Origin of the sequence: Rathayibacter sp. Leaf248 (genome assembly GCF_920939495.1) — a bacterium.
Taxonomy (GTDB): domain Bacteria; phylum Actinomycetota; class Actinomycetes; order Actinomycetales; family Microbacteriaceae; genus Rathayibacter; species Rathayibacter caricis.
Genome location: NZ_CAKLAV010000001.1, coordinates 1212519 through 1234853, shown reverse-complemented (window position 1 = coordinate 1234853; position 22335 = coordinate 1212519). Strand labels below are relative to the sequence as shown.

Sequence of the window (22335 nt, the reverse complement as noted above, 5' to 3'; positions counted from 1 at the left end):
TTCTCTCCTAGCAGGTTCGTGGTCGTAGATGACCGCGAGGACCATCTGACGTCGATCGTCGAAGCGTTCAAAAGCGTCGGCGCGTCCTGCTTGGCAATTAAGTACGAACCTGAGAATGCCTTAGAACCGCGTATGTTCGCCGGTGTGCGTGGCTTATTCCTTGACCTGCAACTACTCGATAATGCTGTCTCAGGTGACTACCGACGCCATTTCGCGCTGATCAATACAATCCTTGAGGAGAATATCTCTCCCTTGGGTGGTCCGTTCATTCTAGTTCTATGGACGGACGCGCCAGAACGAGCAGAGGAGCTAGAGGAGTACTTGGTCGGAAGTATTCCGCCAGATAAGATTCACTGCCTGCCGGTGGCTGTGATTGCGCTCTCGAAGACGGACTACATCTCGATAGAGAATGGTTCGGTCCGGGACGCCGCTAGCCTCACGGCTGCGGTAGAGGAGCGCCTGAACTCCTCGGCCTCGCTGCGAGTCGCGATTGAATGGGAGGTCGACGTGCTCGGCGCGGCCAGTATCGTACTCCGTGACTTGCTCGCAAATGTGCCAGCTGGGCTGGCGCAGAACGAAAAGCGTACGACTGGATTAGCGAACCTCCTTCGGGCAATTGCAACCGCCGAGGTCGGAGAGGGGCACTACCGAGACGAGGCAAGAGCTGCGATCCACGCTGGTCTGCTGCCAATGCTCTCCGATACGATTTTGAACGATTTGGCGGGTTCCTCGCGGCCAAACGTCTGGCGCCAGGCATTCTTAGAGGCGTCGACCCCTCCTGTGGCCTTGGGTCTGCCTGTTTCCGCCCAGCTGAATACTCGCGCCCATTTAGCTTCCGCTGGAAGCGATGGGATAATGTCGAGCGCCTGGGGTGCGGTTTCCGTAGTGCCCGACAATTTTCGCTGGCGAAGCGTCGGTCTGGTCGGGCCAACACGGTTCTTGGAGAAGGATCTTGGTTTGCAGATGAATGACGGCGATCGAAGCGCAGCGACAATTGTGCGGGTGCGTGTCGGAGCGGCATGCGACTACGCGCAAGAAAAGCCGGGTCCAATTCCACTTGTTCTAGGAGCGTTTGTGCCTGCAATGGCAAATGGTAAGGCGCGGGGTTTGCCGGGTGGCTCGAACCTCTGGATTTCTCCTCCACTTCAAGTCGGTGGCAACGTGCGTCATCTTGTGATAAACCCGCGCTTGATTCATACACTGCCTCCTCGTGCTCTCGAGGGAGCTATGGCCCTTTATCGAATTAGAGAACAGCTATTCATGGACTTGCTGGCCCGTCTGGGCTTCCACGGGTCGCGGCCTGGGTACGTCCGTTTTGGATAGGCTCGATTTGAGGTCTCCCGGTTCAGAAGGCAATCGCGGCCGCACCAAGGCCGATGTGGATGGCATACCTAGGACGAAGCGATCTTATGGTGTCAAGCTTGTGCGGCAGCCTGCGGTGGTGCTGCCACGGCATAGCAATGCATTGCCTGAAAATCTTTCGTCCTGCTTAAACGGGCAATCAGAACATGCGAAGCCTCTTGCCGTGGATCTTTTCTCGGGTGCAGGCGGTCTCGGGCTTGGTGTTGAGGCCGCTGGGTGGCTTGTCGTAGCTGCTGTTGATCACGACAAGGCGGCGCTCGAAACGCATGCTGCAAACTTCCCAGGTTTGGCACTCGATGTCGACATGTCTAGCGGGGCCGAAGTCGACGAGTTGATCAATAAACTTAAACCTCTCAGTATCGACTTGGTGGTGGGCGGCCCTCCTTGCCAGCCGTTCTCTAGAGCCGGGTCTGCGAAGATTGCAAGTCTCGTTCGGTCGGGAACTCGGAATGAAGTCGACTCTCGGCGTGAACTCTGGAGGTCGTTTGTACAGGTTGTCCTTGAGTTGCGCCCCCGCGCAGTTCTGCTAGAAAACGTTCCTGATATGGCTCTGGGCGACGACCTAGGAATCGTGCGGGAGTTGGCTCACGAGTTGGAATCTTGCGGTTACGACGTTGACTATCGTCTGCTTGACGCGTGGAAATACGGAGTACCTCAGCATCGCAAGCGGTTCATTCTACAAGCTCGCCGAGACCATGTTTCAATCACTTGGCCCAGCGATGATTTGACAAAGCCATCTGTCAGAGATGCTATTGCAGACCTCCCTGCCCTGGAGGGGGGCGTTGGGTCGAGGGAGCTAGAATACGTCCCGGCGGCCCGGATGTCGGCGTTGGCTTCGCGTCTTCGGGCAGGAAGCGCAAGTAATGTCGTCTACGATCACGTCACTCGCCCGGTAAGAGATGACGATCGTGAAGCGTTTCGGCTCATGACGCACAAGACCTCCTACAGAGATTTGCCGGAGTACCTCAAAAGGTATCGAGACGATTCCTTTTCAGATAAGTATAAGAGGTTGGATTGGTCTGATCTTAGTAGGACCATCACTGCGCATATCGCTCGAGATGGGTATTGGTATATTCATCCTGAGGAGCATCGAACGATTACCATCCGCGAGGCTGCTCGTCTTCAGACTTTTCCTGACTCATTCCGCTTCGCGGGAAGTAGAAGTGACGCCTTCCGGCAGATCGGCAATGCTGTACCACCGATGCTGGGGCAGGCGGTCGCAGAGTCGTTGCGTGCGTCCACGGAAACTTCGACCAGCGTCGCTCCTTTCTCCCTCGGCGTCATCCGAGCGGCTCTGTCTAGATGGGCAATGATTGAGCGGGAAGAAAGATGGTGGCGCTTCCCAGGGCCGCTGATGGGTGAAACGATGGCCGCTCTTTCGGTGCTTCTCGACCTTCACTTGGCGAGCGACTTCGTCGGCAAATCTGTGGGCAATCTCGTCTTGCCGAGCACAGAGCTTTCGATTGAGTTACTCGAGCGCGTGCATAATCTTGCGCCGACGGTCGCGAAGAAGAGAAGAGTTGCACATCTGTCAACCTGGTGGTTGGCTCAGCACCAGAGCTTAGGCGGTCGCATTCCCCTGGAGAGCTTTTTCGGGGAAGCCGATCGTAGGCGATTTCAGTTGCTGATGGGAAATGACGTTCTGATTCTGAACGCCCGGGTAGCTCAGCGAGTATGTGAGTTGCTCGACGTTCCTGCCGACCTGATGGGCCTGAAAACCGATGTCAAGGTGGCCCTTGCGCGTCTGGTCGGGGTCGGTTCAACCTCCGCTCTGAGGATGTCTGCGCTTTCCGTCATGACGCGGGAGGACTTGGCCTCCACTATGGGTCGACAGGGATAAGCAATTGGAAGCATCTTCGTCTTGCTTAGGCTTCAGCCTCTCGGAAGGTCGTTTTGGCCACTAGCCTGCGCTGTGGCGGCGTTCCCGCACCACCTGCGCCGACGGTGGAGATGCACGCTGCAACCATTGAGGCAAGCGCTCTCTGCGCATTGGCCTTGCCGTTGGCGGAGGGCCAGGGTTTACGCGCAAGCACTGTGAGCACCGGCACCACGATGGTTGCGTCTTAGCCAACCAGCACTGGGCGGATGTAGCTGCGCGAGTGGGCCGGCACCGCACCCCACCGTCGGCCCACGCCTCGTCTCGGAAGCGCAGCAGCAAAACTCGAAGGGTGCGGAGGAGCGTCGAGGAACGTGACGGTCGGGCCGATGGCGCAGCGGATCGATCAAGCGAACTTCGTTCGTGCAGTGCATGGGTGCGTCGGTTGGGAGATGGAGAACTCGGACTTCGTACGGGACATCAGCAAGACATCGGTTGTCGATACTCCGAATCTCGAGCCCGCGCCTGAAGCCTCGCCTTCATCGTCTTCGGATCGACGCCGTAGAGCGACCCAAGCTGGTTCAGTGACCAACCCCGTGTCTTCAGCGACGCCGCATCCTCCAGCTGACGATCGGTCAGCACGACCTGACGCACCGGAACGTGCTGCTGCCTTAGGGCTGATCGCACGGCCTCGCGGCTGACGCCCCAGGACGCGGCGAGCTGCCGGATGTTCCCGCCGGCTAAGTACTCAGCCACCAGCTTGGCCTTTTGCTCGTCGGACAGCCGCACCTGGCGCTGCCGGAGGGCCTGCACACCAACCGGGGGAGCGGTTGCTTCCGGCTCCTCACCCCTGTTGATTCCAGCCCTAGCGGCCACCAGCGCGCGCTCCCATCTTTTTTGATTAGTTGCAGATAGGTGCACCCACAGGTCGTTACCAAGACCTTCGCCGAATAATGAGCCGTGCTGAGCTAGTTCGAGTGCGAGTCGTGGCCTACTGACGTTGCGCTCGATGTAGCTATGGGTCGCGCATGTGACGAGCGGGGCGCGGTTGCGGTCGGGGCGCACGATGCGGCTCTCGCGGCAGTCGCTATGAAGCCCGCGCACACTCTCGCGCAATCGCAAAACAAGCATACTTCCTGCCCGCGCTCGGTGAATTGACGAGTCCGCTGGTGGTGCCGCTAGCGTCACGCTCCGTCGCAAGCTTGCGCTTCCGGTCATCGAGAAGTCGTGTTCGGTGCTGATTGAGGTACTAAATCCGCATGCGGAGACCGTTCGGACCCCTTTGCCGATTTCGCTAGGAGTTCCCGGGTAGGCAGACGGCTCCGCCAGCGATGCGCACTCGCGCTGCCTAGCCAGGCTCCCACCTGGCCCGTGCGCAGATTGACGCGATCTCATGGGGTGCAGGTAGCTCGCGTATAGCTATGTCGAATCATCCCGAAAAGTAAAAGGAGCCGGACGAGTGCCATCGTCATCTCGGCGAGTTGCTCCAGCGGTCAGCTCACAAAATACACACCCGTTACGCTCTCGACGCACACCTCTTGGGAATGCGGACACGCCCGATCACTCGTGAACGCTTGTGATGGTGTAAAAAGTTGAGATGGATAATCGCCTGTGGACGTTGCTGGATGAGCAGCGCGAGTATCTGCGTGGCTCTGCCGCTGCTTTCGATGGAGGGTACGAGGCTGAAGCGAAGCGGCTAGTCGTCGCCGTCAGGACCTTGGTTCACGACACTCGACAGTCCAAATCGCTTCTCGGGCAACTTGATCTGAAGGCGTCCGAGGCATTCGCAAGCATGCAGGAATTCCCCGCGGAGCTTCCGCCCGGTACATATCGGATTGGGGACTGGAGCATGATGTCCCTTAAGATAATTGATCATGTAGCAACCTACTCAGCGAACACGGGGTCACCTGCGCTTTGGTTGCCTTTCGATGCGTGGTGGGAGATGCCGGTGCTCGATGCGGGATCGCCTTTGAGTCGTTGTGAGCTCGTTCTTGCTCTCGCAAACAAGGACGGAGGGGCGCACGTTGACCGGCTGCCCGAGTCCTATGACGATCTGTCGAACAGAAACAAATTTCTCGATGGAAATACCGCGTGGGGTGGACTTCAGTTCTACCTCTATCGCGACGACGAGGGAAGGCAACGATCCCCGTCCGCTGCGAATAGCCTGGTTCTCGTAACCATGAGGACGATAGCGCACGAAGTCCTCCTCACTTTGGGGAATGTCGAGCGCTTGACTCTTCCTGGTTGGGTCGAGCCTGATTACCAACAGGTTGCAGATCTATAGGTCGAAGGTCTTCGCGTGGCGGGCGCAGGGGCACCGAGGGGTCGTCATCGAGAACTGCGCGTGTACGCCTGATCGGTGCCGAGATGCTCCCCTGAATCCGTGGCGGGTGCGAGGTGCTCGGTGGTGCCTCCCTCGTGCGCGTCGGACTTCGCCCTGACGGAGGGGAGCGTAGGGGATCGAGGCTGCGACCAAGCAGTTGCGGGTCGACGGCGAAAGGCCTTTGCTCACCCCGGAATCCCCAAATCACTCATCGTGCCTCGTGCACTCCGACCCGGGTCGAACGCTGCACCGCAGCGTCCGCCCGGGTCGACCGGATCCTTCGCTCCTGGAGCGGTCGCTACTTGATCGTCCGCTTCACCATGTTGTTCGCCGGAGTCGGGTCGCTGAGCGCGGTCGACGTCCTCGCCTCGATCGTGGTCGATGTCGGGCGGTCGGCGAGGGTCACCGTGTAGGTGATGCTCTGCCCGGCGGACACGCGGGGTGCGGTCCAGGTCAGGACGGTCGTGCCCTTCGTCGTGCCCGGTCTCCGCACGGCTCCGGGGGCGCTGGCGACGGTGCCTGTGACGACGACCCGCGTCGTCGTGGTCGCCGCATCCCGCGTGCCGACGTTGCGCACGGTGATCGTTCCGGCGAGCGGTGCGGTCGCGGGCAGGCCCGGTCTCGGCGCGAGGGCGACGGTGAGATCGGCGCGCGTGCCCGCTCGCAGCTGCAGCGTCTGCGCGACGGAGGGCGCCGCGCGCCAGGTGGCGTCACCGGCCTGCGCCGCCCGGACGGTGCAGGCCGCCGACCCCGTGAGCCGCACCGTGGCCGTCCCGGTGCCGGTCGCCGTCAGGGTGCAGCTGCCGCTCGCGAGGAACCTGACCGGGAGTGCGGAGGTCGCGGCGGCCGCGACGGGGTAGGCGATGCCGCGCTCGGGGGAGCTCGGCATCGTGGTCGTGAACGCGAGGGTCTGCGCCTTCTTCGGAGGCGTCGCCGCGGCGGACACGCGCACCTGCTGCGTGACCTGCGGTGCGGGATCGTGGGTCGCGTCGCCGGCCTGGTCGGCGGTGAGCTCGCACGTGCCCGCTGCGAGGAAGGCCACTGTGCCGCTCGACACCGAGCACACCGCAGGGCTCGTCGTGTCCAGACGGACGGGGGCGCTGGAGCCTCCGGCGCGGATCGTCGGCGTGTACGTCGCGCCGCCCACGACGCCCGCCGGCGCGGCGGAGGTGAAGGCGAGCTCCTGCGCGGTCCGGCTGCGGACCTCGATGGTCTGGGTCTGCGCAGGCGCGCTCTCGTGCTCCGCGTCTCCGTCCTGGTGCGCGGTGACGGTGCAGAGCCCCGTCCGCGTGAAGGTGACGACGCCGTCGGCGACCTCGCACGCGTCCGCTGCTCGCAGGAACGGCGCCGGGCCGGTTCCTCCGGTCACGATCGGCGTGTAGGTGCTGCCGACCACCGGAGCCGCCGGTGCCGCTGAGGTGAAGGTCAGCGTCTGCGGGAGGAGGGCGACGGAGTAGCTCTGGAACGCCACCCGGGCCGGCCAGTAGCCGTCGCCCGGCTGCTCGAGCCGGAGACGGCAGAGTCCGGCCTCGTCGTTGCGCACCGAGCCGTCGCTCGTCACCGAGCAGGCGCCGGACGCCGTCAGCGTCGGGACGCCCGTCGAGGGGCCCGGCACGATCACGGGCCGGTAGGTCTCGAAGGCGGACGCGCCCCGGGGCGCGTCGCTCCCGAACGCGAGGTTGCCCTCGGGGGTGCCGACGATGATGGTCTGGCGGACCGGGGGAGCGTCGCTGTGGCGCTCATCCCCCTGCTGGTCGGCCGTGATCGTGCAGGAGCCGTCGCCCGAGAACGACACGACGTCGTCGGCGAGGGTGCAGTCGCCGTTCTCGTCGACCGAGAACGTCACCGGAGCGCTCGAGCCGCCGCCCGTGGCCGAGACCGTGTAGGTCTGACCCTCGAAGGCCCGCTCGGGCGGGGTGGAGGTGAAGGTGATCGTCTGCGCGAACCGTCCGACGGAGATCGTCCGGACCACGTCGTCGGCGGCGGCGTAGACCTCGTCACCGGGCTGCGAGAGTCGCAGTCCGCAGCGGGAGTTCGGCGCGAAGGTGACGGTCGGGGCGCTGCCCTGGTGGGAGTCGACGGTGCAGTCGGCGAACGCCGAGTACGCGACCGGCAGTCCCGACGTCGCCGTCGCGGTCAGCGCGAGGGTGCTGCCCGGCTCCGCGGTCGTGGGCAGGTCGGCGACGAGCGCCTGGGGAGCCTTGGCGACGGTGAAGGTCTGGGACGCCTGTGCAGGGGCGTAGGCGCCGTCGCCCGCCTGGTCGGCGGTGATCGTGCAGTCGCCGCCGCGGAGGAGGACCACGACCGCGCCGTCGACCGCGCACGAACCCGAGGCGCGAAGCACCACGGGGTTGCCGGACTCGCCACCGGTCGCCGTCGGCGTGACGGTCCCGAGGGCGACGGCTGCCGCGGGAGGTTCGGACGTGAACGCGACCGACTGCGCGAGCCTGGTCACCGTGACGGTGAAGCGGCTCCGCTGCACGTTGCCGGCGGCGTCGACGGCGGAGCAGTCGACGGTCGTGTCGCCGATGGCGAAGGTGCTGCCCGAGGCGGGCGCACAGGTCGAGACGACCGCGCCGTCCGTCGCGTCCTGCGCGGAGGAGGCGAAGGTGACCACGGCTCCCGAGACGCTGGTCGCGTCGGCCACGACGGAACCGGGCACCGTGAGGACGGGGGCCGTGCGGTCGGCGATCGAGAAGGCGCCCGGAACCGTCGTGAGGACGTAGTCGGCGCCCGCGGCGCCTCCCTCGCACTGCGTGACGTAGCCGCCGACCGGAGTGGAGGCCCCGACGGCGATCTTCTGGACTCCCGACAAGACGACGCCGACGGGCTCGGTCAGGAGGCGGTCCGAGCCGACGAGGCCCGACGTGGTGCAGTCGACCCGCGGGGCGGTCGGAGTGCCGTACGCCTGGATCCCGGGACTGCTCGCGGTGACCGTGACGCTCGCCCTCGACACGGTGAGAACGCCATCGATGACGGTCAGGGCTCCGCCGGGGTTGCTCAGCCCGCTGCAGTGGGTGGTGTAGCGCCCCGCCGTCGTCGACGCGGTGAGGGTGAGGGGCGAGGTGAAGGACGTGTCGCCGGTGGCGTACGCGCCGCACGAGAGGGAGCCGGTGAGACCGGCGGAGGCGGTTCCGGAGATCGTCGGGGGCGTCTGCCCGTAGGTCGTGGTCGGCGAGTCCGCGGTGACCTTCGGGACCACCGGGAGCGGAGCGACGATGGTGAGCGTGCCGCTCCGGTACCCGTCGATCGTGTAGTCGCTGCTCACGGTCCCGCCGCTGCAGCGCAGGACGTAGGAGGTGAACGACAGGCTCTGCCAGTTGGCGACCGCGCGGTAGGTGACGTCGCCGTCGCCCGAGACGAGCGCCCGGAACACGGTCACCGAGGGCGGGGTGATCCAGGTGTCCGAGCCGATGAACGGCGCCCGGCAGGTGAAGGCGGGCGCCGGGGAGCCGCGCGGGTGGTCGACCGAGTTCGCGGTCACCGTCAGAGGACGCCGGCCCGCCGTGAAGCTCTGCAGCACCTCGCGGGCGTAGCCCTCGGACGTCATCTGGTCGAGGTCCGCGGCGATCGTGCAGACACCGGCATGGAGGACCGTCACCGTCGAGCCGGTCACGGAGCAGGTGCCGGCCGTCCGGCTGACGAACACGACGGAGCGCTGCGGCACGGAGACCGCCTGGGCGTAGCCGCTGATGTCGAACGAGTCGCCGTAGATCTTGGGCGGGAGGGTCGAGAGGTCGAACCGGGTGCCCATGACAGAGACGGTCGCCGGCTGGCTGACCACGCTTCCTCCGCAGGTGGTGAGGGTGGCGCGGTACTTGACGGCCCCGGGGGTGTCGGAACCGGTCTCGACGAACGCGGTCCCGTCGTCGAAGACGCCGGCTCGGCTCGTGACGTCCGTCCAGGTGCGTCCGTCGTCGCGCGAGGACTGCCAGGTGACCGTCGGCATGCCGCCGAAGACCGGGGAGACGCTCACTCCGAGCGTGACCATGTACGGGAACTTGGTCGTCCCGCGGATGTCCGCGGGTTGCCGGGTGATCACCGGTGCCGGCGCGCAGACCCGGACCTCGTGCCGGAGCGCCGGGAGCGGAGACCAGCTCTCGCGACCCGCCTCGACCGAGGTGATGGTGCTCGGGTAGTGCGCGCGCACGTCGTTCCATCCCGTGGGGAGGTCCCTGGTCCGCAGGACGGCCTCGCCGTTCGCGTCGATCGTGAGCCTCGTCGTTCCCAGAGCGGTCAGGACCTCGACGATCCCGCCCGCCGGCGCGGGGCGGCTGAGGGCGGGGACGGTGGCGCGGGCGGTGATGACGACCTCCTGGCCCGCCGTCGAGTAGTCCGGGGTTTTGCTGACGGTCACCGCGGTGTCGTACACCGGAGCGACCACCGGGCTGCCGGACGCGGGGCCCGCGGTCTGCGAGATCCGGGTCGCGGCGCCGTCGACGTAGCTGGAACCGCCGCCGCCGGCGCCCGGGTGGTTGACGGCCTGACGGGTGGCCCCGCTGCCTCCGGTGTAGGAGGAGCCGCCGCCGCCTCCGTAGAACCAGCCGGCGCCGCCGCCGCCACCGGAGAAGTTGAAGGTGTCGCAGGAGGGGTTCGTCCTCGGGCGCAGCTCACCGACCGTGCCGCCGTCGCCGTCGTTCAGGAACGCTCCCGATCTGCCGGCCGAGCCGTCGGCGCAGGAGCCGAAGCGGTCGTAGCCCGCTGCTCCCGCACCGCCACCGGAGTTCGCCGAGGCTCCGCCGCCGCCCGCGCCGTCGACCGCGCGATTCGATCCTCCGTTCTCGCCGCCCGTCGCTCCCGACCCCGTGTCGGCGTCGCCGCCGCGAGCGGTCGTGCCTCCGCCCCCGCCGCCGCCGCCCGCCACGGCGAGCGCGTGCTGGCAGCCGTCGGCGCCCACGGTCGAAAGGTACTGGGCGTCGCCGCCGGCGCCTCCCGGGAGGAAGAAGTCGGTCGGACCTCCTCCGGCGGGGGCGCCGACCAGGCGACCGAGCTGCAGCACCTGGCCGGGGGTCACGGCGACCTCGACGGTCAGGGTGGAGCCCCGTCCGCCGGAGGAGCCGGGTGCGGCGATCGGCGCGTTGATGCGGTTGGGGGCGGTGCTCTGGCCGTTCTGCCCGCTCAGGACCGCTCGGACGGTGCCGACTCCCGCCGGCACCGTGTACTCCGACTGCTGCACGATCGTCGACGAGCTGAAGCAGGGGGTGGAGAACGCCGGTGCGGCCGCGGCGGGAGTGGCCGTCACGACGGTGAGCCCGGCGCCCGCGACGAGGACCGCGGCGGCGACGAGTGAACGGAGGATGGACTGACGCATTCGCTGATGCTCCCGGCGGGCTGACGCCGAGAGCCGATACCCGCGGTCGATCCACGGTAGGAGCCCGCCGGCGCCCGGAGCAGTGCGGCGGCGCGCTGGAGCCCTACTAGGGGGGGTACGTGTGGCCGACGGGGAGGTGCGGCGATGCTCTGCTCGGTGTTCAGCTCGGCCTCCGCCCGCGGACTACCGATGACATCTCTCGATCGTGCGTGAACCGGAGACCCTGCTCCGTTCCGGCGTGAGCCGAGATCGGGACTGAGCGCCGGACTCCTCGAACCACCTCCCAACGGGGCACGCCGCATCTGCAGGGTGTTCGGCAGGATGAGCACGGTCGGCAGACAGGTCACTCGCCGGTCGGGGGTGCATGTGGGAGCGGCCGGTCATTCCGCCGGGCAAGAGGTGCGACGACTCCGCGCGATGGCGGCAGAGCACGACCGCCTGGCGGCAGAGGCACGCGATGCCGCGGAGCGGTACACCATCGCCCACCGCACGGAGCGCCAGGTCGCCGGGAGTCTGGCGCCGCTCTCCGCCGCGGGGTACGCCTTCCTTCATGACCGCGGTTGGCCGGGTTCGCGGTCACGTGCGCAGATCGATCACGTGCTCGTCGGGCCCGGCGGACTCTTCATCGTCGACACCAAAGCCTGGGCGGACGTCGAGATCACCGCCGGGAGGATCTTCCGTGGTCAGGCGGACGTCACCGAGGACCTCGAGGGGCTCGCCGATGTCGGTTACCGGACCGAGGCGGTCATGGCCGATCTCGGTCTGGCGCCCGGTGAGGTGCACGTGCTCGTCGTGCTGGCAGGACGCGACACGCCTCCGACCGAGGTCGGCGGCGTCGTGGTCCTCGGCGAGAAGAGGGCCGCCGTGCACATCAACTCGCGCGGCCGTCGGCTCACCGACGTGCAGGTGAACGCTGTTCTGACGACCGCCCTCAGTCACTTCCCCGTGCTCAACTCCTCGCCTGTCTTCGTGGACGCCACCATCCCGGAGCCGGTCCTGGACGAGGCGGAGCCGGAGCCGCTGGTCGAGGTGGAGGACGTCGCCGAGATCCTTCTCGCGGGGCTCATGGCGGCGCCCATCGAGGAGTGGATGGCCTTCCTGCAACCGAGTCAGGCGAAACTCGTCCGCCGCGGGTTCAACGGACCGGCGCGCATCCGAGGCGCAGCGGGCACGGGCAAGACTGTCGTGGGACTCCATCGAGCGGCCTACCTGGCGCGATCCCAACGGAGCAGGGTCCTGGTCACCTCCTTCGTCCGAACATTGCCGGAGGTGCTGAGCACTCTCCTGGCGAGACTCGCGCCCGACACGGTGGATCGGGTCGACTTCGCCGGCGTCCACGGCTTCGCACTGCGGCTTCTGAGGCAGCGCGGTGTCCGAGTCACCTTGGACGGCTCGCAGGTCGATGCGGCATTCGCGTCTGCTTGGCTGCGTGTCGGTTCCGGCGGTGCTCTCGCCGCGATCGAGCCGAATCCGAATTACTGGCGGGACGAGATCAGCCACGTCATCAAGGGCCGAGGCCTGACCGGCTTCGATCAGTACGCCGACCTCGTCAGGACCGGTCGTCGCCGTCCGCTCACTGTCGATCAGCGCAGGGAGGTGTGGAGGCTCCTCCTCGCCTACGAGGCGCAGCTCCAGGCGCGTGGTGTCCAGGACTTCGACGACGTGATCCTCAAGGCGGAGGCTTCTCTGCGCGCTGCACCGCTCACGGAGTACGGTGCTGTGATCATCGATGAGGCGCAGGACCTCACCTGCGCGATGGTGCGCATGCTGTTCCTGCTGACGGGTGACAAGCCCGACGGGCTGACCCTGATCGGTGACGGGCAGCAGACCATCTACCCGGGTGGATTCACTCTGACCGAGGCAGGAGTGTCGATCGCGGGGCGCGGGGTCGTCATGTCGACGAACCACCGCAACACGAGGGAGATCGTGGATTTCGCTGCAGCGCTCGTCGTCGACGACCAGTTCGCGGACATCGACGGAGACGTCGGCGGTCGGGATCTCGTCGGCGACGTGCCACGCTCAGGGAGCGTTCCCACCTCCCGGCGATTCGCCGACCGCGCCGATCACGACGCGGCATTGATCGCATACTTCTCGACCCTCGTTTGTCGTCCCGGCGATGTCGGCATCCTCTCCCTCACCTCGCAGGGCGTACGGGAGACGGTCCGGGTGCTCACTGCGGCAGGAATCCCCGTTCTGGCTTTGACGGATTACACCGGAGTGCCGGTCGACGCGGTCAAAGTGGGCACCGTCAAACGCGCGAAAGGCCTCGAATTCAAGCACGTCCTCCTGTCGCGCGTCCCGGCGTCCCTCCTCGACCGCTCCGATCCGAGCGACGAGTCGACCATCATCCGTCGGCGTGAGCTCTACGTCGGGATGACTCGAGCGCGAGACAGCCTCTGGATCGGAGCGTGCCCCTAGGCACATGAGCGCGGCTGGGGAGAAACAGGCAGGAAACCTGCACTGGGTATCGTCGGCGCATGAGACTCCGTGCAGCCCACGCGCTCGGCGCGCTGGTCGTGTCCTCGCTCCTCCTCGCTCCCGCCGCCGTTGCGGCGCCCTCATCGACGGCACGCGCCGTCGACGGCGGCACCAGCGCGGGGGATCCGTACTTCCCCGGCCTCGGCAGCACGGGGTTCGACGCCCTGAGCTACAGCCTCGTGCTGAAGTACGACCCGGCCACCCGCGCGCTCGGCGGGCGCGCGCTCGTGACGCTCGCTCCGACCCAGGATCTGCGGTCGCTGTCGTTCGACCTGACAGGGCTGACGGTGTCGAAGGTCACGGTGAACACGCGCTCGGCGGCGTTCGTGCAGAGGGGAGCCGAGCTGATCGTCACTCCGGTGCGCTCGCTGAAGAAGGGCGCGCCGACCCTCGTGAACATCGAGTACGCGGGCACGACCGGGAACCCCGTGGACAACACCGGCGCTCCGTTCGGCTGGTGGTCGACCAGCGACGGCGCGCTCGTCGCGAGCGAGCCGAACGGCGCGTCCACCTGGTACCCCGTCAACGACTCCCCGGCCGACAAGGCCCGCTACACCTTCACCATCACGGTCCCGGAGGGGCGGACCGTGGTCGCGAACGGCGTGCCGGTGGGGTCGCCCACCACTTCGAAGGGCTGGACCACGTCGAGCTGGGTCGAGACGAGCCCCATGGCGAGCTACCTCGCGATGGTGAACATCGGCGACTACGACCTGGTCCGCTCCACCCGCGGCGGCATCGTGACCATCGACGCGATCGATCGCGACATCACGGGCGACGTCCGGGCGGGGACCGAGGCCGCGCTGGCGAAGCAGGGTGACATCATCGACTACTTTTCGACCGTGTTCGGCCCGTACCCCTTCCGATCGGGCGGCGCGGTGGTCGACGACGAGGAGATCGGCTACGCGCTCGAGACCCAGGGGCGCTCGTTCTACTCCGGCGGGGCGGACGAGTCGACGGTGGCGCACGAGATCGCGCACCAGTGGTACGGGAACAGCGCCACTCCGGGCGTCTGGTCGGACATCTGGCTGAACGAGGGCTTCGCGACCTACGCGGAGTGGCTCTGGGAGGAGCACTCCGGCGGCACGAGTGTCGCGGACTCCGCGGCGCAGGTCGCCGCGATCCCGGCGGACGACCCGTTCTGGGCCACCGCGGTGGCGGACCCCGGGGCGACCGGACTGTTCGACGGCCCGGTCTACGCCCGCGGAGGGCTGACGCTCGTGGAGCTGCGCGAGGAGATCGGAGCGGAGGCGTTCGCCGTGCTGCTCAAGCGCTGGGCGACGGAGAACCGCTACTCGACGGTCAGCACCGCCGATCTGCAGGAGCTCGCGGAGGAGGTCTCGGGACAGGATCTATCGGCCTTCTTCGAGGCGTGGCTCATCACTCCGGAGAAGCCGGCGGGTCTGTGAACTCGCGCCGTCGCGGCGGACGGAGGCGCTCACCGGGCCGGGAAGGCGGTGGACCGGACGTTGCGGTCGGCGGTCGCGACGTCCGGAGATCGGACGGGCGGCTCCAGCGTCACCGAGGTGCCTCGGTCGCGGACGGCGACGAAGGACGCAGCGCAGCCGTCTCGATCCGGCGCTGATCCGGGCGTTCCCGACCTACTTCGCGAGTGAGAGCAGGCGCAGTGCGGTGCTCGTCGACGGCGTCAGCGAGGATCCGGACGGGCGGAACTCCGTCTGGACCGAGTGGAGTCCGAGGGGGAGCTTCGGCACGGTGAGCCGGACGGCGGGGGCGCCGGTGACCACCGTGCCGCTCCAGCGGACGACTCCGTCGATCTTCAGCGACAGCACGCCGGGCCCGGCACTGCCGTCGGCGGCTCGGACGGAGGTGAGGAGCGTCGTCGAGTTCGTCGGGAGCTGGAGGGGCGTGGAGAGCCGGGCCGTGGTGGTGGTCGGGACCGGCCGGCCGGTCCCGGTGGTCACCTCGACCACCGACGAGGTGCTCGCGCCGGCCCAGAGCACACCGGCGAGGTACGTCTGGTTCGGCGCGAGGCCCGACCAGCTCGCCGTGACCGTCGGGTTCGCGGCGGACACGGTCGCGGGGGACAGGGTGAGCGGCGCCTCGGGCTTCGCGGTCGTCGTCCGGACGTCGACGGGCACGCCCGCGGGGCCGGACACCTGGTAGACGTCGATCAGCCACAGGCCGTCGAAGGGTCGCGCGAGGTCGTAGCGGTCGCTCGTGCCGGGACCCTCGATGGTCGCGAAGTCGTAGGGGTCGAGATCGCGCGGCTCGATCCAGGTCAGCTCGGTGCGGAGCTGGACCGAGTCGTCGGCGGCCTCGACGTCGACCCGGAGGAGCGTGTCCCCGGCGATCTCGACCTGGCCCTGGACGACGACGTTCCCGTCTCCACTCGTGATGCCCGAACGACCGCCGTTCCCGGCCGGGAACCCCTGGAGGACCACCGTCGGTCGCCCCAGGCCGAGGCTGATCGGAGTGGCGGTCTCACCCGCGGACAGGACGGGAGTCAGCTGGACCGAACCGGTCGTCCCGCTGCCGGAGGCGGACGGCGGGGGCGTCAGCGCGACCGCCGCCCCGCTCGGCACGAGTGCCGCTCCGATCGCCACGACACCGACCAGCGCTGCGCTGAGTACCCGGGCACGAATCCGCTGCGTCATGAGACCGACTCCTTCGTCGCGGTCATCATCCCGCTGCGCGACTCCGGCGACAAGGGCACCAAGGGACCAGTCCTCGGACCTCGTGCCGGCAAGTCCATGTGGCCGGAGTGCTCGGCGGAGGCGGCAATGGGTGTCAGCGGCTCGGGAGGGCCGCGCCGGCGACGGCCGAGCTGCCGAGGTCGCTCCCCGCCAGCGCCGAACTGGAGGCCACAGCCGCGGTCCACTCCGCGGTCGTGCCGACCGCGGCGAAGTGGGAGTGCAGCAGCGCGAGCAGGGCGGTGTGCAGGGTCTCGGCGTCGACGGAGCCGGCCGCGTTCGAGATCGCGATGGCGCCGGTCGCGTCCGAGAGCACCTCCGCCGAGAGCCCGTGCGTCTCGGCCTCGGCGGCCGACGCGAGGATGCAGTTGTTGGTCATGTAGCCGACGAGGGTGATCGTGTCGACGTCGTGCTCGCGCAGCCAGGCGAGCAGGTCGGTGCCGGCGAACACCGTGCCGTACTGCTTGGTGATCGACTTCCAGTCGTCGCGGCGGCGACTCTCGATCTCGGGGTGCAGCTCGAAGGCCGCGGTACCGGGAGCGAAGGCCGGCGCGCCCTCGCCCGCGCTGTGCTGGACGGCGACGACGGGGATCCCGGCGTCGGTCGCGGCGTCCAGCGCTGCAGTGATGGCGCTGAGCGAGGAGGCGTGCGGGGGGAAGCGGATCTCGAGCGGTCCGGCGAAGTACTCCAGCTGGACGTCGACGAGGATCAGGGCGCGGCGGGGTGCGGTCATGGTGTCTCCTCCGGGAGATCGGATGCGGTGCTCCGATGCTGGCGCGCTCCGGCGTCCGCGGCCATTGGCACGCGGGCACCTTTACGATGGATCCGGGCCAACCGGTTCCGGAGGGAGGACCGTGCGGATCGCGATCCACGCCCTCGACGGCGTCACGATGTTCCACCTCGCGGTGCCGCAGATGGTCTTCGACGAGGTGAGCCGGCTCGGTCTCGCCCCGTGGCGGACGGTCCTCTTCGCGGAGGAGCCGGGCTCGGTGCGCACCGCCGAGGGCTACACGATCGGCGGCGTCCAGGGTCCGGAGGCGGCCGCGGCCGCTGACCTCGTCGTCGTCCCCTCCTGGATCGACGACGGACGGAGCCCCGGCCCCGTGCTCACCCGCGTGCTCCACGAGACGCACGACCGCGGGGCGGCGATCGCCGGCCTCTGCCTCGGCGCGCTCGTCGTCGCGGAGGTCGGACTGCTCGACGGGCGGGCGGCGGTGACGCACTGGCAGGCGGCCGAGGGCATGGCTGCGCGGCATCCGACGGTGTCGGTCGACCCCTCCGCGCTCTACCTCGATCTGGGCGACGTGCTCACCTCGGCCGGCACCGCGTCGGGTCTGGACGCGTGCCTGCACGTGGTCCGTGATCGCCTCGGCGCGGACGCGGCCACCAGGGTCGCCCGCAGTCTCGTCGTGGCCCCGCACCGCGAAGGAGGCCAGGCTCAGTACATCGAGCGGCCGGTGCCGCAGGAGCCCGCGGACGACCGGATCGCCCGCGCCTCCGCCTGGGCCCTCGCGCACCTGGGTGAGGAGCTCGGTGTCGATCGCCTCGCCGAGGCCGCCCGCATGAGCCGACGCTCGTTCGTGCGGGCCTTCCGCGACGCGACGGGCACCACTCCTGCCGCCTGGGTCCGCTCGCGGCGATTGGACGAGGCGAGACGGCTCCTCGAGACGACCGCCCTGCCGGTGGACCGGATCGCGGCCGACTGCGGTTTCGGGAACCCGGTCACGCTGCGGCAGAACTTCGGCCGGGTGTTCGGAAGCACGCCGTCCGGGTACCGGCGCCGCTTCGGCGCGCGGCCCGAGGCGACGTCGGCGTGACCGGTCAGGCGCCCTTGTGCACCGAGGTGCTGATCGGCGTCTCGTTCGCGAACAGGTCGAGAACGGGGCAGTGCGCGTCGACGGCGCTGCGGAGATGCTCGTAGCGCTCCTCGCTCTCCGGGCCGGTCAGCGTCACGGCGAGGCGGACGGCGGTGAATCCCGCGCGCACGCCCTCGTCCTTGCCGAAGAGGCGCGCGGCGTCGAGGTCGCCCTCCGCCCGCACGTCGATGGTGTCGAAGGGGATGCCCAGTGCGTGGGCGTAGAGGCGGAAGACGACCACCTGGCACGAGATCAGGGCGCCGAGCGCGATCTCGACCGGGCTCGCCGCGATGTCGTCGCCCGCGAGCGCGGCGGGCTCGTCGACGGGGAAGCTGTGGCGCCCGGCGGTGATCAAGCTGGCGACCGAGCCCTCGCCCGTGCCCTGCACGCGGTAGGTGAGGCGCGCGGAGGAGCGGTTCGCGTCGATCCGATCGCCCCAGGCCGCGCCGGCGGCGTCGAGGCGCTCGGCACGGAGCGCGGGGGAGGAGTCGAGGATGGAGGAGGTGGTGATCGTCATGCGGCCACCGTAGGCAGGACCTCGGCGCCGGTCGAACGGAGGGGACACATCGCGTCACACGACCGGCCGCGCCCGCCTCAATGCCCCGCCCTCCAGTACCCGCAGAACGTGACGTGCCCCTTGGGCACCCGGCGCTCGCCGACGAGGTGGCGGCGCGCGCCCGTCGCGAGCGCGGACTCGCCGATCGCGAAGGCGTAGAGGCCGTCGGTCTCGAGGGTCATCGCCTCGAGATGCGCCAGCGCGAGCGTTCCCGGCGCGACTCCGGGTGCGCGGATCAGCAGGTGCAGCACGAGACCCGGAGGCAGGGTCAGCGCTGCCGCATCGGAGGCGTCGACCACCTCGAGCACCGCGTCGCCGACCGCGTCCGGCGGCAGCGAGCGGCCGATGCCCGCGAGCGCGGGGAGGCCCGTCTCGTCCGTGACGATCAGGTGGCGGCGGGTGCCGGCGGGCGGCACGAAGAGGATCCCCTCGTCGAGGATCGCGACCCGGTCGCCGACGCGGGCGTGCGCGGCCCAGCGGGACGCGAATCCGTCGTCGCCGTGGAGCGCGAAGTCGATGTCGAGCTCGGCCGCGGACCCGACGGACGCGGGCCGGAACGCGCTGACGGTGTAGTTGCGCAGCGCCGGGCGCTCGGCCTTGGGGATCGTCAGGAACCTCGCGTAGCCCAGCAGTCCGATGTTCCTCGGCAGGCGCATGTCGTCGTGGCCGGGCTGCGGGAGGAAGAGGCGGAACCACTGGTCGAAGCCGAGAGCCGTGAAGTGCTCGAGCGACTCCCCGGTGATCGTCACCCGCTGGAAGGAGGCGCTGACCTTCTCGGACGAGGCGACGTGGGCGAGGAGCATCGTCTTCTCGGACGGCTCGACGCGGCGCGCGGTGCCCCTAGCCACGGGCGGCTCCCGCCGTGCGCTGCGGGGCGGCGCTCGAGCGTCCCACTCCGGCGGCGCGCAGCCTCCGCGCGAGGATCAGCGCCAGCTGGACGAAGCCGAGCGAGACGACGGCGGTGAGCGCGTAGAGCACGACGAGGAGCCACGGAACGCTCATCACGGCGTCGATGTAGGCGAACCAGAGCGTCGAGAACGCGGTGATCAGCACGCCGTAGCCGACGAAGAAAACCGGTGCGCTCCAGTTCCGGTAGAGGGTGATGAGGAACGGCAGCTCCGACAGCACGCCCGCCATGACCACCGTCGGCAGCTGGGCGAAGCCGAACGGAGTCAGCGGAGCGTTCACGAGGCCCGCCAGCAGCGCGATCAGGAACCCCGCTCCCGGGCGCTGAAGCAGCGCGAGGCCGGTCATCGACGGCAGGATCCACGCGCCGATCGTGACGGCGACGAACGCGGGGGCGAGGACGGACAGCGCCAGGCTCGCGTAGTTCATCCCGACGGTCAGCAGACCGCCGGCGACGCCCAGGACGGCGCAGGTGAGGAGGTAGCGCGTGCTCGCGCGGCGGCGGACGGTCATGGGACTCCGATCGTGAGGATCCCCGAGGAGGGGAGGGTGAGCAGGAGCGCGGCGGTGCCGGCCCAGAAGACGACGACGAAGACGACGTCCCGGGCCCGGAACGGCACCGGGTACCGCTGGGTCCGGGTCGGATGGGCCCCGAAGGCGCGCGAGTCCATCGAGAGGGCGACCCGCTCGGCGTGGCGGATCGCACTCGCGAGCAGGGGGACGACGTACCCGAGCCACCGGCGCAGCAGGGCGACGGGCCCGCGTCCGGCGACGGTCCCGCGCACGCGGTGGGCGGCCCGGATGACGGCGAGCTCGTGGGCGAAGCGCGGCACGAAGCGGTAGGCGGCCAGCGCGGTCCAGCCGATCCGGTACGGGACGTGCAGCTGCTGCACGAGCGCGCGCACGAGGTCCGGACCGGTGGTCGTCAGCCCGCCGAGGAGCGCGAGGCCGGACAGGCTCGCGAGGCGCAGCGCCGTGGCGAGCCCGATCTGCAGGGCGCCCGTGCGCACCTGCAGCCCGCCCACCTCGAGCAGCACGGCGGAGTCGTCGACGCGCACGGGATCGACCCAGCCGGTGAAGCTGACGGTGAGGACGGCGACGGCGATCGGGAAGCCCAGGAGCACGGCGGTGACGGCCCGTCGGCTCATCCGGGCGCCGACGAGCAGGAGCGCGATCGCGACGAGGAGGAACGCGAGCGGAGTCGCGGCGTCGCGCACGACGACGAGCGCCACCATCGCAGGCAGCGGGGTGACGGCCTTGCTCAGCGGGTTCAGCCCGTGCAGGAAGCGCGCCCGGCTCGGGAGCGCGAGGGAGGGGCCGAGCGCTGCGGCGCTCATCCGGGGACCCCGGGCAGGTCGCGGAAGCGCGTGATCCCGCGCCACGCCGGGTGCCGCTCGAGACTCCGCATCGCGCGGGCGAGGGGCGGGCGGAGGAGGCCGGCCGACTCGAGCAGGCCGCTCGCGAGGACGTCCGCCGCGGGACCCTCGCCGAGGAGCCGCCCGCCGCCCATGACCGCGAGGCGATCCGCGCGGTCGGCGACGAGCTGGAGGTCGTGGGTCACGACCAGCACGGTCGTGCCCTCGTCGCGCAGCTGCTCGAGCACGTCCAGCAGCTCGCCGGCGTGCGCCCGGTCCTGGCCGAACGTCGGCTCGTCGAGCGCGAGGACGGGGGCTCCGGTGATGAGCGCCGTGCCGACCGAGAGCCGGCGCTTCTGGCCGCCCGACAGCAGGAAGGGGTGCTGGTCGCGCAGGGCGAGGAGCCCGAAGCGGCGGAGCATCCCGTCGACGCGCTCGCGGGTCTCATCGACGTCGACGCCCCTGATCCGCAGGCCGTGCGCGAGCTCCAGGGCGACGGTGGGCTGGACGAACTGGTGCTCGGGGTTCTGGAAGACGAAGCCGACGGTCGCGGCCAGAGTGCGCGGGTCGGCGCGGGACGGGTCGAGCCCGGCGATCTCGACCGTCCGCCGGGGCGGCGGGACGACGCCCGCGATCGCCTGCAGGAGCGTGGTCTTGCCGGCGCCGTTCGTTCCGACGATCGCCAGCAGATCACCGGCGGCCACGTCGAGATCGACCGCGCGCACCAGCATCGCTCCGCGCTTCACCACGGACAGGCCGCGGACCCGGAGGAGCGGCTCGGCGGCCGCGCGGGGCGGCGCGGCGGGGGCCGGCGCGGGAAGCGACTCCACCGCGTCGAGCGCCGCGGCGAGCCCGCGAGCGGTCAGCGGCAGCGGGGCGAGGCGCACTCCGGCCGACTGCAGCCGGAGCGCGGCGAGCGCGGCCGTCGGGAGCCAGACCCCGAGGGCGGCGAGCGTATCGGCGCCGTCGCGGAGGACCTCGTCGACCGTGCCCTCCAGAGCCGGTCGCCCGTCGCGGTCGAGGACGAGCACCCGGTCGACGAGTTCCACCGCCGCATCGAGATCGTGCTCCACCAGGACGACCGCGACCGCCCTCTCCCGCACCAGCTCCGCGAGGATCGCGTAGACCTCCTCCGTGCCGACCGGATCGAGGTTGGCGGTCGGCTCGTCGAGCACCAGGACGGGGGAGCCGAGCGCCAGGGCGCACGCGATCGCGAGCCGCTGCCGTCCGCCGCCGGAGAGGCGGTCCGGGTCCTCCGCGCGCCGCTCCCACAGCCCCACGCGTCGCAGCGCCCGCTCGGCCCGCTCGAGGACCTCGGCGGCGGGCACGAGCAGGTTCTCGGGTCCGAACGCGACCTCGTCGAGGACGGAGCCGGTGACGATCTGCGCGTCCGGATCCTGGAACACCATCGCCACGGTGCGGCTGGCCTCGGCGACCGGGAGATCGACGCTCGAGCGGCCTCCGATCGAGACGGTGCCGTCGAGTGCGGCCGGGACCGAGTGCGGCACGAGCCCGTTCAGCGCGAGCGTCAGGGTCGACTTGCCCGAACCGGACGGGCCGAGGACGAGCAGCACCTCGCCGGGGCGGACGTCGAGATCGACGGCGCAGGGGGACGGGCGCTCGGCACCCTCGTGGGTGACGGCGAGCCCGCGGGTGCTGATCAGGGCGGGTCGGACGTCCGCGAGCGCCCGAGCGCGGTCACAGGACACGGAGCCTCCGGA

15 protein-coding genes are annotated in these 22335 nt (G+C 69.1%); 6 read left to right on the top strand and 9 right to left on the bottom strand.

Annotated features, from left to right (window positions below):
• The first annotated feature begins 18 nt into the window (after window positions 1-18).
• Both LRG51_RS06005 and LRG51_RS06000 read left to right on the top strand, forming a co-directional pair.
• Window positions 19-1323 (top strand): hypothetical protein, encoded by a 1305-nt coding sequence (locus LRG51_RS06005; RefSeq protein ID WP_230671682.1) that lies wholly within the window; start codon window positions 19-21, stop codon window positions 1321-1323.
• 202 nt (window positions 1324-1525) lie between these two features.
• Complete coding sequence (locus LRG51_RS06000; RefSeq protein WP_230671680.1) at window positions 1526-3202, top strand: DNA cytosine methyltransferase; 1677 nt, start codon at window positions 1526-1528, stop codon at window positions 3200-3202.
• A gap of 456 nt (window positions 3203-3658) precedes the next feature.
• Here the strand turns inward: LRG51_RS06000 and LRG51_RS05995 are convergent, their stop codons facing one another.
• On the bottom strand, window positions 3659-4309 hold the full coding sequence (locus tag LRG51_RS05995) for a hypothetical protein (RefSeq protein WP_230671678.1): 651 nt from the start codon (window positions 4307-4309) through the stop codon (window positions 3659-3661).
• 466 nt (window positions 4310-4775) lie between these two features.
• Between LRG51_RS05995 and LRG51_RS05990 the strand changes: the two genes are divergently transcribed.
• Complete coding sequence (locus LRG51_RS05990) at window positions 4776-5462, top strand: hypothetical protein (RefSeq protein WP_230671676.1); 687 nt, start codon at window positions 4776-4778, stop codon at window positions 5460-5462.
• Between the two features lie 337 nt (window positions 5463-5799).
• On the opposite strand, the gene LRG51_RS05985 is transcribed toward LRG51_RS05990, so the two are convergent.
• Window positions 5800-10812, bottom strand: coding sequence for an HYR domain-containing protein (locus tag LRG51_RS05985; protein ID WP_230671674.1), 5013 nt, complete (start codon window positions 10810-10812; stop codon window positions 5800-5802).
• A gap of 417 nt (window positions 10813-11229) precedes the next feature.
• Here LRG51_RS05985 and LRG51_RS05980 point away from each other — a divergent pair, with 417 nt between their 5' ends.
• Both LRG51_RS05980 and LRG51_RS05975 read left to right on the top strand, forming a co-directional pair.
• Window positions 11230-13230 (top strand): nuclease-related domain-containing DEAD/DEAH box helicase, encoded by a 2001-nt coding sequence (locus LRG51_RS05980; protein WP_230671672.1) that lies wholly within the window; start codon window positions 11230-11232, stop codon window positions 13228-13230.
• A gap of 59 nt (window positions 13231-13289) precedes the next feature.
• Window positions 13290-14696: a M1 family metallopeptidase gene (locus LRG51_RS05975; RefSeq protein WP_055787768.1), complete on the top strand. Its 1407-nt coding sequence runs from the start codon at window positions 13290-13292 to the stop codon at window positions 14694-14696.
• A 192-nt stretch (window positions 14697-14888) separates the two neighbouring features.
• Here LRG51_RS05975 and LRG51_RS05970 read toward each other — a convergent pair whose 3' ends face one another.
• Together LRG51_RS05970 and LRG51_RS05965 are read right to left on the bottom strand one after the other, a co-directional pair.
• Entirely contained in the window at window positions 14889-15905 is a 1017-nt protein-coding gene (locus LRG51_RS05970) for a hypothetical protein (RefSeq protein ID WP_055787771.1), read from the bottom strand.
• Window positions 15906-16038: 133 nt separating this feature from the next.
• Window positions 16039-16674 (bottom strand): isochorismatase family protein, encoded by a 636-nt coding sequence (locus LRG51_RS05965; protein ID WP_055787774.1) that lies wholly within the window; start codon window positions 16672-16674, stop codon window positions 16039-16041.
• A gap of 121 nt (window positions 16675-16795) precedes the next feature.
• Here LRG51_RS05965 and LRG51_RS05960 point away from each other — a divergent pair, with 121 nt between their 5' ends.
• Window positions 16796-17758, top strand: coding sequence for a GlxA family transcriptional regulator (locus LRG51_RS05960; RefSeq protein WP_055787777.1), 963 nt, complete (start codon window positions 16796-16798; stop codon window positions 17756-17758).
• 4 nt (window positions 17759-17762) lie between these two features.
• Here the strand turns inward: LRG51_RS05960 and LRG51_RS05955 are convergent, their stop codons facing one another.
• From LRG51_RS05955 to LRG51_RS05935, 5 genes are all read right to left on the bottom strand, one after another.
• A complete protein-coding gene (locus tag LRG51_RS05955; protein WP_082481004.1) occupies window positions 17763-18314 on the bottom strand; it encodes an OsmC family protein in 552 nt (183 codons plus the stop codon).
• Window positions 18315-18391: 77 nt separating this feature from the next.
• Window positions 18392-19201 carry a siderophore-interacting protein gene (locus tag LRG51_RS05950; protein ID WP_230671670.1) on the bottom strand — a complete coding sequence of 270 codons (810 nt, stop codon included), beginning with the start codon at window positions 19199-19201 and terminating at the stop codon, window positions 18392-18394.
• A complete protein-coding gene (locus LRG51_RS05945; protein ID WP_230671668.1) occupies window positions 19194-19772 on the bottom strand; it encodes an ECF transporter S component in 579 nt (192 codons plus the stop codon). The genes LRG51_RS05950 and LRG51_RS05945 overlap by 8 nt, the downstream gene beginning before the upstream one ends.
• A complete protein-coding gene (locus LRG51_RS05940; protein WP_230671666.1) occupies window positions 19769-20596 on the bottom strand; it encodes an energy-coupling factor transporter transmembrane component T family protein in 828 nt (275 codons plus the stop codon). The genes LRG51_RS05945 and LRG51_RS05940 overlap by 4 nt, the downstream gene beginning before the upstream one ends.
• Window positions 20593-22323, bottom strand: a complete 1731-nt coding sequence (locus tag LRG51_RS05935; RefSeq protein ID WP_230671663.1) for an ABC transporter ATP-binding protein — start codon at window positions 22321-22323, stop codon at window positions 20593-20595. Before LRG51_RS05935 ends, LRG51_RS05940 begins: the two co-directional genes overlap by 4 nt.
• Between the last annotated feature and the right edge of the window lie 12 nt (window positions 22324-22335).

Bases quoted from the DNA above. Each gene is read 5' to 3' on its own strand.
- LRG51_RS05995 (WP_230671678.1), bottom strand. From the start codon at position 4,309: ATGCTTGTTTTGCGATTGCGCGAGAGTGTGCGCGGGCTTCATAGCGAC.
- LRG51_RS05970 (WP_055787771.1), bottom strand. From the start codon at position 15,905: ATGACGCAGCGGATTCGTGCCCGGGTACTCAGCGCAGCGCTGGTCGGT.
- LRG51_RS05975 (WP_055787768.1), top strand. From the start codon at position 13,290: ATGAGACTCCGTGCAGCCCACGCGCTCGGCGCGCTGGTCGTGTCCTCG.
- LRG51_RS05945 (WP_230671668.1), bottom strand. From the start codon at position 19,772: ATGACCGTCCGCCGCCGCGCGAGCACGCGCTACCTCCTCACCTGCGCC.
- LRG51_RS05990 (WP_230671676.1), top strand. From the start codon at position 4,776: ATGGATAATCGCCTGTGGACGTTGCTGGATGAGCAGCGCGAGTATCTG.
- LRG51_RS05965 (WP_055787774.1), bottom strand. From the start codon at position 16,674: ATGACCGCACCCCGCCGCGCCCTGATCCTCGTCGACGTCCAGCTGGAG.
- LRG51_RS05940 (WP_230671666.1), bottom strand. From the start codon at position 20,596: ATGAGCGCCGCAGCGCTCGGCCCCTCCCTCGCGCTCCCGAGCCGGGCG.
- LRG51_RS05955 (WP_082481004.1), bottom strand. From the start codon at position 18,314: ATGACGATCACCACCTCCTCCATCCTCGACTCCTCCCCCGCGCTCCGT.
- LRG51_RS05985 (WP_230671674.1), bottom strand. From the start codon at position 10,812: ATGCGTCAGTCCATCCTCCGTTCACTCGTCGCCGCCGCGGTCCTCGTC.
- LRG51_RS05980 (WP_230671672.1), top strand. From the start codon at position 11,230: ATGGCGGCAGAGCACGACCGCCTGGCGGCAGAGGCACGCGATGCCGCG.